Genomic DNA, 13941 nt, shown 5'->3' with positions numbered 1-13941 from the left:
CCCCGCACGTCACCCGCGTCACTTCAGGCGTTCCGCCACCCGCTCCCGCAGCGCCCCCATGGTGAACCCCCGGGGATCGACCTTCCCCGGCTGCCACTCCAGGTGCCCGATCACCGACCGCGCCGACCAGCCGTGGTGCCGGCAGATCGCCGCGGCCGCACGGACGGCGGCGTCGACCTGCCCGTCGGGCCAGGGGTCCTCCCCGTCACCGAGGTTCTCGCACTCGAAACCGTAGAAGTACCGGTTGCCGTCGGCCCGCGCCTCGTTCCCGGGCGGCAGCGCGCGCTCGGCGATCACCGCCCGCAGCACCTCGTCGTCGCCCGGCCCCGCGTGGTTGGCGCGCCCGAAGCCGACCAGGTGGACCGTGCCGTCCTTGGTGACCACGCCGTGGCAGAGCGGCCCCGGCAGGTCGGACCGGCCCTCCCGGCAGATCTCCACCGTCCGCTCCGCCCCCGCGGTGGCCGTGTGGTGGATCATCACCCCGTGGACCGGGCCCCAGGCGCCGGCCGCGTTCCGGTGGTGGTTCCTCCAGTCGCCGACCTCCTCCACCCTCAGTCCCTCGCCCGTCAGGATCTCCAGAAACGTCCTCGCCGGCATGGGTTCGGCCACGACCGCCCTCCTTCGCACACGGTGATCGTTCCGCCTCGGAGGGTTCCTACCGCCGCCGCGCCGGGCGGAACCGGGGCCGGTCCGCGTTTCCGGAGGCTACGGGCGCGTTCCCGGCGCATCCGGACCCGAACGACGAGACCTGCCCCGTCGAACGCACCTTCAGTCCCGCTCTTTCGGGTAATGGTGCGGGCACGCGGCGTCACCGAAAGTGGATCTCGTCAACAGGCCCCGGCGCGCTGCACCGGCGCGGGGCACAACCGGGAGGGCAATTCTTTATGTCGGTAGGCGAAGAGGTCCGCACCGAGCAGGACCGGCCGCAGCAGAGCCTCGGCACGGCGGCCGCGCGGAACCTGGCCACCACCACCAAGTCCGTTCCGCAGATGCAGGAGATCAGCTCCCGCTGGCTGCTGCGCACCCTTCCCTGGGTGAACGTGCAGGGCGGCACCTACCGGGTGAACCGCAGGCTCACCTACGCCGTGGGGGACGGCCGGATCACCTTCGTGAAGACGGGTGACCAGGTCGAGGTGATCCCGGCGGAACTCGGTGAACTGCCCGCGCTGCGCGACTTCGAGGACCTGGAGGTGCTGGGCGAGCTGGCCCAGCGGTGCCGGCAGCGGGAGTTCGCGCCCGGCCAGGTCATCGCCTCCTTCGGCAGCCAGGTGGACGAGGTCTTCCTGCTCGCCCACGGCAAGGTGGAGAAGGTCGGCTCCGGCCCCTACGACGACGACGCCGTCCTCGGGGTCCTCGCCGACGGCGCCTACTTCGGCGACCAGTCGATCCTCGACCCCGAGTCCATCTGGGAGTTCACCCTCCGCGCGGTCACCGGCTGCACCGTGCTCGCCCTGCCCCGTCGCGACCTGGACCAGATCGCGGAGCGCTCCGAGCCGCTGCGCGAACACCTGCGCCGGCAGCGCGCCATCCCCGCCCAGCGGACCAACAGGTACGGCGAGCGCGCCATCGACATGTCCGCCGGACACGCCGGCGAGGTGGACATCCCGCGCACCTTCGTGGACTACGAGGCGCGGCCCCGCGAGTACGAGCTGAGCGTCGCCCAGACGGTCCTGAGCATCCACAGCCGGGTCGCCGACCTGTACAACCAGCCGATGAACCAGACCGAGCACCAGCTCCGGCTGACGGTCGAGGCGCTCAAGGAGCGCCAGGAGCACGAGCTGGTCAACAACCGCGAGTTCGGGCTGCTCCACAACTGCGAGTACGACCAGCGGATCCAGCCGCACGACGGCGTTCCCGGCCCCGACGACATGGACGAGCTGCTCAGCCGCCGCCGCGGGACCAAGCTGTTCCTCGCCCATCCGCGCGCCATCGCCGCGTTCGGCCGCGAACTCAACAAGCGCGGCCTGGTGCCGGAGTCGGTCGACGTCGGCGGCCAGCGGGTCCCGACCTGGCGGGGCGTCCCCATCTACCCCTGCAACAAGATCCCGGTGACCGAGGCGCGCACCACCTCGATCATCGCCATGCGCACCGGCGAGGACGACCAGGGTGTCGTCGGCCTCCACCAGACCGGCATCCCGGACGAGATCGAGCCCGGGCTGTCCGTCCGGTTCATGGGCATCAACGAACAGGCGGTCATCAACTACCTGGTGACGACGTACTACTCGGCGGCGGTGCTGGTTCCGGACGCGCTCGGAGTGCTGGAGAACGTGGAGATCGGGCGATGGAGGTGAGCTGACCCGCGCCGGCCGGTGTCCCCGCCCGGCAGGGTGGGGACATTGCGGGGGAGAGCGGCGAACAGGAGTGAGAGGAGTTCCCCGAGGGGGGCCATGAGTCACGTGATCACGACACAGGTACCGCACGGCACGCACGACGCACGGGGACCGGGGGACCCGCACGATCCGCAGGGCGGACCCGGCGCCCAGGGCGGACCGGGCGCCCAGGGCGGACCGGGCGCCCGGGACACCAGGGATCCGGAGACCGCCCGGCCGCCGGGGGACGGCAGAGGCCGGGACCGCCCCGACGAACCCGAGGCGGCGGCGCTGCTCGAGAGGGTCAAGACGGTGGTGGAGCCGGCGCTGCTGCGGGCGGTGGACCGGCTGCCGGGCCAGATCCGGCGGATCGCCCGCTACCACTTCGGCCGGGAGGACGCCCACGGCGCCCCCATCGAGGCTCCGGCCGGCAAGGCGATCCGCCCCGCCCTGGTGCTCACCGCCGCCTCGGCGCTCGCCGACGGGCCCGGACCGGCCGGCGAGGAGGCGGCCCGGGCGGCGGTCCCCGCGGCGGTCGCGGTGGAGCTCACGCACAACTTCACCCTGCTCCACGACGACGTGATGGACCGGGACACCACCCGCCGCCACCGCGCCACGGCCTGGACGGTGTTCGGCGAGAGCGCGGCCGTCCTGGCCGGGGACGCCCTGCAGGCCCTGGCCTCCCGGCTGCTGGCCGAGGACCCCCACGCCGCGTCCGCACGGGCCTCGGCCCGGCTCGCCGACTGCGTGATCGAACTCTGCGCGGGACAGCAGGCGGACACGGCCCTGGAACGGCGCCGCCCCGGCGAGGTCACCGTGGAGGAGGTGCTGGCCATGGCGGAGGCGAAGACGGGCGCACTGCTCGGCGCCTCCTGCGCCCTCGGCGGCCTGTACGCCGGGGCCGACGAGGAGCGCGTCCGGGCACTGGACGCCTTCGGCCGCCAGGCGGGACTCGCCTTCCAGCTGATCGACGACCTGATCGGCCTGTGGGGCGACCCGCGGCGCACCGGCAAGCCGGCCGGGGCTGACCTGGCCGCGCGCAAGAAATCCCTGCCGGTGGCCGCCGCCCTCGCGTCGGGCACCCCGGCCGGGGCCCGCCTGGCCGAGCTGTACGCGGCCGAGCCCGCGCCGGGCGAGGACCTGGAGGCCATGCTCCGGGCGGTGGAGGAGGCGGGCGGCCGGGACTGGGCGCACGCCCAGGCGGCCGACCGGATGGCGCGGGCGATGCACGAGCTGTCCAGGGCCGTGCCCGATCCCGAGGCGGCCGACGGCCTGCTCGCCCTGGCCGAGTTCGTCACCCGTCGCACCAGCTGACCGCGGCGCGCCCGCGCGTACCGGAGGACCGGAAGGCCGGGGGTCTCCGTGGCTTCCGCGCCTTCCGGGGCTCGGCGCCCGCGCCGCCTTCCGTGCCGCCGGAGGAGGGGCGGCGGGAGGGTGCGGGGGCGGTCCGCCCGATCTACCCTGGCGGTATGGACAGTGACCGATATGTCTGTCCGTCCTGCGGGCAGCCCGTGCCGATGGTGGTCCGGCGGCACAAGATGATGGGCACGTTCGTGCCCGTCTGGCGTCCCGGGCGCTGCGAGAACCGGGGCTGCGCGGCCGAGGGCCTGGAGCCCGGCGAGACGCGGCTGAGGGCCCCCGCCGCCGAAGTGCCCCACGAGCGGATCGTCCACCACCACCGCCGCGGCCACCGCCGTTGAACGCGGGGCCGCGTACGCCCGTCCGGCGACCGCCGGACGGGCCCTCGGCATGCCCGGCGCGCCCCGGTACGGCTTCGGCACGTTCCGGTCACGGCATCGACACCTCTTGCGCGTGACGCGGTTGGTGCGTGTGACGGATGGGTACGTCAATCCGGCACAGAGTGACGACGTGCGAGTACGCACCCCCTGTACACGCTCCGTGAATAAGTGTTCACTGGGAGTGAGTTCACAGCGACGGGGTCCCGGGGACAGGAATGTCCCGCGCGCGGTAGCGTCACCGCTGAACCATGTATCGCGTTACCCCGGAGGGGCGACCCCCGGGGCCCTGAAACGCTTGTACCACCTTGGAGGTGAGGGTGTCCCAGATCGCAGGCGAGCCCGCGACCCAGGACTTCGTGGAAGTCCGGCTGCCGGCAGCGGGTGCCTACCTGTCGGTGCTGCGGACGGCCACGGCCGGTCTCGCCGCCCGCTTGGACTTCACCCTCGACGAGATCGAGGACCTGCGCATCGCGGTGGACGAGGCCTGCGCGATCCTGCTCCAGCAGGCCGTGCCGGGCTCGGTCCTCAGTTGTGTCTTCCGGCTGGTCGACGACTCTCTCGAGGTCACGGTCTCGGCCCCGACCACGGACGGGAACGCCCCGTCGCGCGACACCTTCGCGTGGACGGTCCTGTCGGCGCTCGCGGGCAAGGTGTCGTCCGCCGTGGACGAGGACCGGACCGTGTCGATCAGCCTCTACAAACAGCGCGGCGCGGGACCCGGGCCGACGTGAGAAACGGGGAGGGGCCGGTGCGGGACGACGAACGCGGCGCCCTCGGGGCCGCGGCCGGTGCGGCCGGACGCGCGGACGGGGCCGACGGGATTCCCGGTCAGGCCCGGCCGCATCCGGACGGGGCGACGGAGCCGAGCGGTGTGCCCGGCAGGTCCCGCACCACGGGGGACACCGGGCACCGGGGGGCTCGGGGAAGGGCTACGGGCAGGGAGATGAGCGAGCACGACCGGGACGCCGGAGAGGACGCGGGCGCCGCGTCGTTCGCGGAGCGCGGGCACGACACGGCCGCCGACGGAGCGGTTCCCGCGGGCGCCGCCGTCGACACGGCGGACGGGCACGAGGCGGCGCCGGACCACGGGCCGCTCCGCGAACCGCAGCCGGAGCGGTTCCCCGAGCACGACGGGCAGGACCACCGGCGGACCCGCGAGGAGCGGGTGGCGCAGGACCGGAGCGCGGCGCGGGCGCTGTTCGTGCGGCTGCGGTCGCTGGAGCCCGGCACGCCCGAGTACGGCGAGCTGCGGGACCGCCTGGTCCGCATGCACCTGCCGCTGGTCGAGCACCTGGCCCGCCGCTTCCGCAACCGGGGGGAGCCGCTGGACGACCTGACGCAGGTCGCCACCATCGGCCTGATCAAGTCGGTGGACCGGTTCGACCCGGACCGGGGGGTGGAGTTCTCCACCTACGCCACGCCCACCGTGGTGGGGGAGATCAAGCGGCACTTCCGCGACAAGGGCTGGGCGGTGCGGGTGCCGCGGCGGCTCCAGGAGCTGCGCCTGTCGCTGACCACGGCGACCGCGGAACTCTCCCAGACGCACGGCCGCTCGCCGACGGTCCACGAGCTCGCCGAGAGACTGGGGATCTCCGAGGAGGAGGTCCTGGAGGGGCTGGAGTCGGCCAACGCCTACTCGACGCTCTCCCTGGACGTGCCGGACACGGACGACGAGTCGCCGGCGGTCGCCGACACGCTGGGCGCGGAGGACGAGGCGCTGGAGGGCGTCGAGTACCGGGAGTCCCTCAAGCCCTTGCTGGAGGACCTCCCACCGCGGGAGAAGCGGATCCTGCTGCTGCGGTTCTTCGGGAACATGACGCAGTCGCAGATCGCGCAGGAGGTGGGCATCTCCCAGATGCACGTCTCCCGGCTCCTGGCCCGCACCCTGGCCCAGCTCCGGGAGAAGCTCCTCGTCGAGGAGTGACCCGCCGCCGCTACCGCCTGCCGGGTCCCCGCACCCCGAGGGCCTGGGCCGTCGCCGGGTGGACCAGCAGCACCAGGCCCACCACGGCGGCGACGCCCAGGAGGATGCCCGCCCAGATGGCCACGCTGTCGGCCTGGAGCAGGCTGTACGCCACCGGCAGGGCCAGCAGTTGCGTGATCACCGCGGGCCCGCGGCTCCAGCTCCGCCGGGCCAGCAGCCCGCGCGCCGCGATCAGCGGCAGCAGCGCCAGCGCCAGCAGGGTGACGCCTCCGGTGACGGCGGACCGGAGGTCGCCCTCGGCCGCCCCCATGACGATCATGGCGATGCCGCCGGCCAGCAGGGCCAGCCCTTCCAGGCCGGCGATCGCCGCCGCGGCGGTCAGCCGCCCGGGCCGCGGACCCCGGGGCTCCTGCGGGCCGGCGGCCGGGTCGGGGGAGGAAGGGGCGGGTTTCCGCTGAGCGCTCACGACGGCCAGGGTAGTCGTCCCGCCGCACCCTCCCTTCGTATGGGCCGGGTACCGATCAGTAGGTAACCTGCACACCATGCGCGCACTCCTCGTGGTCAATCCGACGGCAACCACCACCAGCGCCCGGACGCGCGACGTCCTGATCCACGCACTGGCGAGCGAGGTGGACCTGGAGGCCGTCACCACGGAACGCCGGGGTCACGCGCACGACCTCGCGCGGGCCGCCGCCCGCGGCAAGGACGTCGACCTGGTGGTCGCCCTCGGCGGCGACGGCACCGTCAACGAGGTCGTCAACGGGCTGCTGCACGACGGCCCCGACCCGGAGCGGCTGCCCGGCATCGCGGTCGTCCCGGGCGGCTCCACCAACGTCTTCGCCCGCGCGCTCGGCCTGCCCAACAACGCGGTGGAGGCCACCGGCGCCCTCCTGGACGCCCTGCGCCAGGGACGGGAGCGCACCGTCGGGCTCGGTTTGGCCGAGCCCGCCCCGGGTACCGGTGACGACGGCGCTCCGCTCCGCTGGTTCACCTTCTGCGCCGGCCTCGGCTTCGACGCCGGGGTCGTCGGACGGGTGGAACAGCAGCGGGAACGCGGCAGGAGGTCCACGCACCCCCTCTACGTCCGCCAGGTGCTCCGCCAGTTCCTGGGAGACCCGCACCGCACCAGTGGGACGATCTCCCTCCTGCGGGACGGCGTGGAACCGGTGGACGGACTGGTGGTGTCCCTCATTTCGAACACGTCACCGTGGTCGTACCTCGGCAACAAGCCGCTGTACCCCTCGCCCGGGGCGTCGTTCGACAAGGGGCTGGACGTCCTGGGTCTGAGCAGCATGTCCATGGTTTCGGCGATGCGCTACGGCAGCCAGCTGGTGGCCTCGACGCCGGAGCGGGGACCGCGCGGCAAGCACGCGATGTCGCTGCACGATCTCAGCGCGTTCACCTTGGTTTCCAAGGTCCCACTGCCGTTCCAGGTGGACGGTGACCACCTGGGGCTGCGGACGGGCGTGAAGTTCACAGGCGTACGCCGTGCACTGCGTGTGATTGTGTGAGTGGATCCTGCCTTAAACCTTTCACTCGAACGTATTGAGCAGGATCCACCCCATGGAAGTACGGCTGTGACCTAGCAGACACCGAAGAATCAAAAAAAACTTTCCGGAAGGGGTTGTATCCGCCGCTGAGGTTTGCGAGTCTCTACGTGGCGCTCGGGACAAGCCGCCAGGCGGCGTCCCACCAGAGCCCCGAACCCCCTCCAAGCCAAGGATGGCCACCCCCGGGAAACCGGAACACAGCCTTCACTTGTTGGGGGATTCGTGAAAGCGTTCACATTCACAAGCACCTGCACGTATACACAGGAGAGGTAGCAGCCATGGACTGGCGTCACCACGCCGTTTGCCGCGAAGAAGACCCCGAGCTCTTCTTCCCCATCGGCAACACCGGTCCTGCGCTGCTGCAGATCGAGGAAGCCAAGGCCGTTTGCCGCCGCTGCCCGGTGATCGAGCAGTGTCTGCAGTGGGCGCTCGAGTCCGGCCAGGACTCCGGCGTCTGGGGTGGTCTCAGCGAGGACGAGCGTCGTGCCATGAAGCGCCGCGCCGCCCGCAACCGGGCCCGTCAGGCCTCCGCCTGACAACCCACCCCGCGAACAGCCTGAGCTTGGCGGCGCGTACAGCGAGTACGCATCTCCCGCCCCCGAGCCGCAGCGCGCAGTAACCCGGTTCTGACCGAGAGCCCCGGACCCAGCGGTCCGGGGCTCTCGGCACGTCCGTGACCGGCCGCGCGCCGGCGACGGGCCGCCCGGGTCACTTCTGGGACTTCACCGGGATGTCCAGCAGGACCCGGGTGCCGCCCTCGGGGGAGACCCGCACCATGTCGAAGGCGCCGCCCAGTTCGCCCTCGACCAGCGTCCGGACGATCTGCAGGCCGAGGTTGCCGGAGCTGTGCGGGTCGAAGTCCCCGGGCAGGCCCACGCCGTCGTCGAGGACGGTCACCAGCAGCCGTTCCTCGCGGGGGGTGCCGCCGCGCACCGCGGACACCTCGACGGTGCCGGTGTCGCCGGGGCGGAAGCCGTGCTCCAGGGCGTTCTGCAGGACCTCGGTGAGGACCATCGACAGCGGGGTGGCCACCTCGGCGTCCAGGATGCCGAAGCGTCCGCTGCGCCGGCCGGTGACGGTGCCGGGGGAGATCTCGGCGACCATGGCGAGCACCCGGTCGGCGATCTCGTCGAACTCCACCCGCTCGTCGAGGGTCTGGGAGAGCGTCTCGTGGACGATGGCGATGGAGCCGACGCGCCGCACGGCCTCCTGGAGCGCCTCCCGGCCCTGGTCGGAGTCCATCCGCCGGGCCTGCAGCCGCAGCAGCGCCGCGACCGTCTGCAGGTTGTTCTTCACCCGGTGGTGGATCTCCCGGATGGTGGCATCCTTGGTGATCAACTCGCGCTCGCGCCGCCGCAGTTCGGTGACGTCCCGGAGCAGCACCAGCGAACCGATGCGGGTGCCTTTGGGCTTGAGCGGGATGGCCCGGAACTGGATGACGCCGTCGCTGGCCTCGATCTCGAACTCCCGCGGCGCCCAGCCGCTCGCCACCTTGGCCAGCGCCTCGTCCACCGGGCCCCGGGAGGGGGCGAGTTCGGCCGTGGTGCGGCCCAGGTGGCAGCCGACCAGGTCGGCGGCCAGCCCCATCCGGTGGTACGCGGAGAGGGCGTTGGGGGAGGCGTAGGTGACGATGCCGTCGGCGTCCAGCCGGACCAGTCCATCGCCCACCCGCGGCGCCGCGTCCATGTCGACCTGCTGGTCGGGGAACGGGAACGAGCCGGCGGCGATCATCTGCGCCAGGTCCGACGCGGACTGAAGGTAGGTGAGCTCCAGCCGGCTCGGCGTGCGCACGGTCAGCAGGTTGGTGTTGCGGGCGATCACGCCCAGCACCCGGCCCTCGCGGCGGACCGGGATGGACTCCACCCGGACCGGGACCTCCTCCCGCCACTCCGGGTCGCCCTCGCGCACGATCCGTCCCTCGTCCAGGGCCGCGTCCAGCAGGGGACGGCGGCCGCGGGGGACGAGGTGGCCGACCATGTCGTTCTGGTACGAGGTCGGGCCGGTGTTGGGGCGCATCTGCGCCACCGAGACGTACTTGGCGCCGTCCCGGGTCGGCAGCCACAGGACCAGGTCGGCGAACGAGAGGTCGGAGAGCAGCTGCCACTCGGAGACCAGCAGGTGGAGCCACTCGAGATCGGTGTCACCGAGGTCGGTGTGCTGGCGTACGAGTTCGTTCATGGAGGGCACGTCTGCGAGCGTACCCGGGCGGTGCGCGGGCGCCGCACCCACGGGCCGCGGCGCAGGAAGGGACCCTCAACCCTCCCGGCACCGCAGCCCGGAGCAGCAATCGGCCTCGGGTGTGCGGCCCGGACCGACCGGTGAGGAGCCAGGCGCAGTCAGGGCAGAGAGGCCCGGTTCCTCGGTCCGCCTTCCTGTGCGGGGAAGGCGGCGTCTGTGCGTCCCTGCCTCTCACCCGCAATTGTGGACCGGCCGCTCGGTCGTGTCCATGGGCGGAGGCGCGGGGCTCTCGCACAGTGCAGCCTAGCCCGCCCGGGCGGCTTCCGGGACCGGTCCGCGGTGATTGGGGGAGCGCTCCCACGCGCGGGCGGGGCGGTTCCGGGCGGTTCCGCGGAGCCGTCCTTCTTGCTAGATTGGTCTAAACCATAGGTCTATACCAGGATGGTGGCCCCAGCGTGGAAGTTGTCATCGTTCCCGACGCCCGGGCGGGCGGCGAGCTGATCGCCGGCGCGATGGCGTCGCTGCTCCGCGGCAGACCGGACGCGGTCCTCGGTGTCGCCACCGGCTCGACGCCGCTGCCGGTCTACCGGGCGCTGGCCGGGCTGGTACGCGCCGGCGAGGCGGACGTCTCGCGGGCGCGGATCGCGCAGCTCGACGAGTACGTGGGGCTGCCGGCCGGGCATCCCGAGTCCTACCGCTCGGTGCTGCGGCGTGAGGTCCTGGAACCTCTGGGCATCGAGGAGGACGCCTTCCTCGGCCCGGACGGCACGGCGGCCGACCTCCCGGCCGCGTGCGCCGCCTACGAGCGGGCGCTGGCCGAGGCGGGCGGCGTCGACCTGCAGCTCCTCGGCATCGGCACCGACGGCCACATCGGGTTCAACGAGCCGTGCAGCTCGCTGGCCTCCCGGACGCGGCTCAAGACGCTCACCGAGCAGACCCGGAAGGACAACGCGCGCTTCTTCGGCGGCGACGTCGAGCAGGTGCCGCGGCACGTGATCACCCAGGGCATCGGGACCATCCTCGACGCCCGGCACCTGGTGCTGCTGGCCACCGGCGAGGGCAAGGCCGAGGCGGTCGCCGCCGCCGTGGAGGGCCCGGTCGCGGCCGTCTGCCCCGCCTCCGCGCTCCAGCTCCATCCCCACGCCACGGTGGTCGTCGACGAGGCGGCCGCCTCGCGGCTGAGGCTCGCCGACTACTTCCGCCACACCTGGCAGCACAAGCCGTCCTGGCAGGGCATCTGATCCCCGCCCCCGTGCGCCGGGGGACGGCGGCGAGGCACGGAAGGGGCCCGGCTCGCGGAGAGCCGGGCCCCTTCCGGATGTGTGCGAAGGCAGGGCTCCTTCGCACACCGCCCCTCATGCCCGTGAGAGGGAGAGCTCCTCCAGGGCGAACACGGTGTCGCAGACGTCGCGGACGGTGTCGTCGTGGGTGGCGATCACCACGGCGCACCCGGAGCGGCTCATTTCGCGGAGGCTCTCCAGGACCATCTCCGTGTTGGCGCGGTCCAGGGCGGCGGTGGGCTCGTCCGCGAGCACGAGGGAGGGCTGCCGGACCATGAGGCGTGCGAGGGCCACGCGCTGTTGCTCGCCTCCGCTGAGGTGGTGGACCGTGTCCTCGTCCCGGCCTGCGAGTCCCACGCGTTCGAGGGCTTGGACGATGCGCGGGCGGGCCTGGTTGCGTGTCGCGCGGCCGGGCCGCAACGCCACCTCCAGGTTGTCCCTGACGGTGGCGTTGTCGATCAGGGCGTAGTTCTGGAAGAGGTAACCCAGGACGTCTCGACGGAACATGCGTGTCTCGCGCCTGCCGAAGCGGGTGATGTCGCGTCCGTCGTACCGGATGGCCCCGGAGGTGGGCCGGTCCAGCAGACCGAGACAGTTCAGGAGAGTCGACTTGCCCGAGCCGCTCGGACCGACCAGAGCGACCATCTGGCCGCGGTCGATCGTCAGATCGACATCGGTCCACAGCGTCCGGGTGCCGAACTTCTTCGACAGTTTCTCGACATCGATCATCGTTGCGCTCCGACTTGGGGGAGAGGTGGTGCGGCCTTGGAGGACGGCGGTGGGGCAAGGGTCATGCGTCGCTCGCGCCTTCCCTCACCACACGTCGATGGAAGAGGGCGAGAGCGAGAAGAACGACGGCGAGCTCGAGGACGGCGAGGCCGACGATGACGCCCAGGTCCGAAGCGTCGACACGGAGCGGAGGGAACGGTGCCGGAAGGCCGGCCGCGGTGTATTCCGCGATTTCTCGATTTGTCTGCCACACCTCGAGCGGGATTCGTAGGGCGAAAATCCCGGCGATGGCTACCTCCACCGCGAGAAGGAAACGATGGGTGGCGATGTAGCTCCAGCCGCTGATGTGCCGTGCGAAGATCAGTTGGGCATTCTTCCGTGTGTAGACGATGCAGATTCCGATGCCTGCGACGAGGAGTACCGCGGTGGCGATCAACAGATTGAAAACCTGAAGACGGAAATCCCCGACGGCGTCCCGCAGTTCGATGGCGATCCGCTGTCCGACCGGAGAAACGGACGAAACGTAGTCCCGCAGCCCTTCGGACTCGATGGCGCGCAGCGCGTCGTCGGGGTCGGTGAAGACAACGCCTTCCTGCGTGGCGAAGGTGGCGTAGGCGTCATTGGTGAGGTATTCCGACCCGTTCGGCACCACGGCCACGATCGGATTCGATACCAGCGACCTGTCCTCGGTCGATTTGTGTGTCGAGCTGTATACCAGGGCGCCACTGTTGTACCCGAACACGCGCTGCCCGTCACGGGCGCTGTACGTGTCGAGAGGGATGCGCCTGCCGAGACCCGGGTCGATCTTCTCCGCGACAGCCTTGGAGATCGCTTGTGTGTGCGGCGCGTACGACTCGGGAATGAGGACGCGCACCGAACGGGATTCCGGGGACCTGCCGCCCGGGTCCACGGTGAACGGACGTCCTTCATGGTCCAGGATCGGCTGCTTGTCGAGGAAGGTCTCGTTGACGACGAGGATCTCACCCGCGGGCAGGTTCGCCTGCGGAGCCGCCATCTGGAGGTCTCCTCGGCCGGCGACGATGATCTCGCCGCGTTCGTCCGCTCCCCGGAGCCAGGGGCCGATCCTCTTGTCCATTTCGTCGAGGCGGGTGGCGAAGGCACCGCTGAGGCGGATCGAGACGGCGTCTGCGACCTCCTGGTAGGCCTTGCCGTTCTCCTGCCGGGTCACCACGTTCCGGCCTGCTGAGGCGACGCTCAGAGCGATGCTCAGAGCGAGGAGCAGCGCCGGCACGCGGACCAGGTAGAGGCTGATGCCGGCGGCCCGTGAGGGAAGTTCGCCCTTGAGTGAGCCGAGAATGTCGACCTTGCAGATCAGGACGAGCATCGACGCGTGGGCGGCGAGCACCAGGAGGCTCAGCAGGGCGGCGACCGTAGCCGCCGTCGCGGCGAACAGGCCCAGCCGGGCGAAGCCGTTGTACAGGCCGAGCGAACAGAGCGACACCACGGTGAGAGCGGCGCAGCAGGCCAGCCAGAACCGTGCCGTCTGCCTCAGGTCGCGGCGGAGGATGTCCGCGAAGGACTGCCCTTGAAGGCGCAGGACCCCGTAGCTCTTCGCCCTGAGCAACACACTCGCGCCGGTCAGGGTGACGGTGGCGAGGGCGACGACACCCAGGGACCAGATCAGAGGGTCGGCCGAGTAGTCCTGCGCCAGCGTCGCGTACGACAGAGGGTGAGCCACCTGTACCCGGAGACCGATCTCACCGAACTCCGCCACCAGGGCGTCGACGGCCTCCGGCGGCCCGAACACGTGGTAAGCGCCCCGTGGATCAAGATGTGTGATGTCGGCGATCGGGTGGACCCGGGTCTCGAGGTTCTTGCTGAACTGCGGGTAACCGCCCTCGAGCCACGCTTCGGTGGCCGAACCGGTGCCGCCCGGCGCGAGATACAGGTGCCGGACCCGCTCGGGATTCCTCAGGTCGGGCATCTCACGGGCCACGCCGGACCCGCTGCGGGCGGCGACGGACTCCACCACCTCGACGACCTGTGCGGCGCTCGCCGAATCGTCCGAATCGAGCACGTCCACCAGGGCCGTGCTGCCCAGGACGCGTGTTTCGTCGAGTCCGCGCAGGAAGAGAAAGGCGATCACCGCAGAGAAAACCAGCGTGACGACGTGGACGTACTTGATACCTCGCTGCAGCATTGCCCATTCGATTTCGGAGATGTGGGACTGTGCGTTGTGAGCCGGCACGTTCGCGCGGTGCGGCACGGCCG

General features: G+C 71.6%; 13 protein-coding genes. 8 read left to right on the top strand and 5 right to left on the bottom strand.

Annotation, left to right across the window (positions count from 1 at the left end; genetic code table 11):
• Nucleotides 1-18 precede the first annotated feature (18 nt).
• Nucleotides 19-609, bottom strand: coding sequence for an N-acetylmuramoyl-L-alanine amidase (locus A2U95_RS06490; protein ID WP_166021255.1), 591 nt, complete (start codon nucleotides 607-609; stop codon nucleotides 19-21).
• Nucleotides 610-884: 275 nt separating this feature from the next.
• Here A2U95_RS06490 and A2U95_RS06485 point away from each other — a divergent pair, with 275 nt between their 5' ends.
• The 5 genes from A2U95_RS06485 to A2U95_RS06465 all read left to right on the top strand — a co-directional run bounded on the left by A2U95_RS06485 (nucleotide 885) and on the right by A2U95_RS06465 (nucleotide 5972).
• Nucleotides 885-2291, top strand: a complete 1407-nt coding sequence (locus A2U95_RS06485) for a family 2B encapsulin nanocompartment shell protein (protein WP_166021254.1) — start codon at nucleotides 885-887, stop codon at nucleotides 2289-2291.
• A 105-nt stretch (nucleotides 2292-2396) separates the two neighbouring features.
• Nucleotides 2397-3623: a family 2 encapsulin nanocompartment cargo protein polyprenyl transferase gene (locus A2U95_RS06480; protein ID WP_420856970.1), complete on the top strand. Its 1227-nt coding sequence runs from the start codon at nucleotides 2397-2399 to the stop codon at nucleotides 3621-3623.
• A 155-nt stretch (nucleotides 3624-3778) separates the two neighbouring features.
• Nucleotides 3779-4009 carry a hypothetical protein gene (locus A2U95_RS06475; protein WP_166020150.1) on the top strand — a complete coding sequence of 77 codons (231 nt, stop codon included), beginning with the start codon at nucleotides 3779-3781 and terminating at the stop codon, nucleotides 4007-4009.
• Nucleotides 4010-4365: 356 nt separating this feature from the next.
• A complete protein-coding gene (locus A2U95_RS06470; protein WP_151771326.1) occupies nucleotides 4366-4779 on the top strand; it encodes an ATP-binding protein in 414 nt (137 codons plus the stop codon).
• Nucleotides 4776-5972, top strand: coding sequence for an RNA polymerase sigma factor SigF (locus tag A2U95_RS06465; protein ID WP_166021252.1), 1197 nt, complete (start codon nucleotides 4776-4778; stop codon nucleotides 5970-5972). Before A2U95_RS06470 ends, A2U95_RS06465 begins: the two co-directional genes overlap by 4 nt.
• 10 nt (nucleotides 5973-5982) lie before the next feature.
• Here A2U95_RS06465 and A2U95_RS06460 read toward each other — a convergent pair whose 3' ends face one another.
• Nucleotides 5983-6438 carry a hypothetical protein gene (locus tag A2U95_RS06460; protein ID WP_240957218.1) on the bottom strand — a complete coding sequence of 152 codons (456 nt, stop codon included), beginning with the start codon at nucleotides 6436-6438 and terminating at the stop codon, nucleotides 5983-5985.
• 76 nt (nucleotides 6439-6514) lie between these two features.
• On the opposite strand from A2U95_RS06460, the gene A2U95_RS06455 reads away from it, so the two are divergent.
• Both A2U95_RS06455 and A2U95_RS06450 read left to right on the top strand, forming a co-directional pair.
• Nucleotides 6515-7483 carry a diacylglycerol/lipid kinase family protein gene (locus tag A2U95_RS06455; protein ID WP_166021251.1) on the top strand — a complete coding sequence of 323 codons (969 nt, stop codon included), beginning with the start codon at nucleotides 6515-6517 and terminating at the stop codon, nucleotides 7481-7483.
• A 317-nt stretch (nucleotides 7484-7800) separates the two neighbouring features.
• Complete coding sequence (locus tag A2U95_RS06450; RefSeq protein ID WP_108954435.1) at nucleotides 7801-8058, top strand: WhiB family transcriptional regulator; 258 nt, start codon at nucleotides 7801-7803, stop codon at nucleotides 8056-8058.
• A gap of 172 nt (nucleotides 8059-8230) precedes the next feature.
• Here A2U95_RS06450 and A2U95_RS06445 read toward each other — a convergent pair whose 3' ends face one another.
• On the bottom strand, nucleotides 8231-9709 hold the full coding sequence (locus tag A2U95_RS06445) for a sensor histidine kinase (RefSeq protein WP_166021250.1): 1479 nt from the start codon (nucleotides 9707-9709) through the stop codon (nucleotides 8231-8233).
• A 446-nt stretch (nucleotides 9710-10155) separates the two neighbouring features.
• On the opposite strand from A2U95_RS06445, the gene nagB reads away from it, so the two are divergent.
• Nucleotides 10156-10941: a glucosamine-6-phosphate deaminase gene (gene nagB, locus A2U95_RS06440; protein ID WP_166021249.1), complete on the top strand. Its 786-nt coding sequence runs from the start codon at nucleotides 10156-10158 to the stop codon at nucleotides 10939-10941.
• A 114-nt stretch (nucleotides 10942-11055) separates the two neighbouring features.
• Here the strand turns inward: nagB and A2U95_RS06435 are convergent, their stop codons facing one another.
• Together A2U95_RS06435 and A2U95_RS06430 are read right to left on the bottom strand one after the other, a co-directional pair.
• On the bottom strand, nucleotides 11056-11709 hold the full coding sequence (locus A2U95_RS06435) for an ABC transporter ATP-binding protein (RefSeq protein ID WP_166021248.1): 654 nt from the start codon (nucleotides 11707-11709) through the stop codon (nucleotides 11056-11058).
• A gap of 61 nt (nucleotides 11710-11770) precedes the next feature.
• Nucleotides 11771-13941 (bottom strand): hypothetical protein (locus A2U95_RS06430; RefSeq protein ID WP_166021247.1); only part of this gene is annotated, 2171 nt, incomplete at its 5' end.

This window comes from Streptomyces chilikensis (assembly GCF_001642695.1).
GTDB lineage: Bacteria > Actinomycetota > Actinomycetes > Streptomycetales > Streptomycetaceae > Streptomyces > Streptomyces chilikensis.
Note: the sequence above shows the minus strand (reverse complement) of the source record. Positions and strands in the feature narration are given on the sequence as shown.

Coding starts and splice junctions, on each gene's coding strand:
- A2U95_RS06485 (WP_166021254.1), top strand. CDS start 885: ATGTCGGTAGGCGAAGAGGTCCGCACCGAGCAGGACCGGCCGCAGCAG.
- A2U95_RS06455 (WP_166021251.1), top strand. CDS start 6,515: ATGCGCGCACTCCTCGTGGTCAATCCGACGGCAACCACCACCAGCGCC.
- A2U95_RS06450 (WP_108954435.1), top strand. CDS start 7,801: ATGGACTGGCGTCACCACGCCGTTTGCCGCGAAGAAGACCCCGAGCTC.
- A2U95_RS06475 (WP_166020150.1), top strand. CDS start 3,779: ATGGACAGTGACCGATATGTCTGTCCGTCCTGCGGGCAGCCCGTGCCG.
- A2U95_RS06435 (WP_166021248.1), bottom strand. CDS start 11,709: ATGATCGATGTCGAGAAACTGTCGAAGAAGTTCGGCACCCGGACGCTG.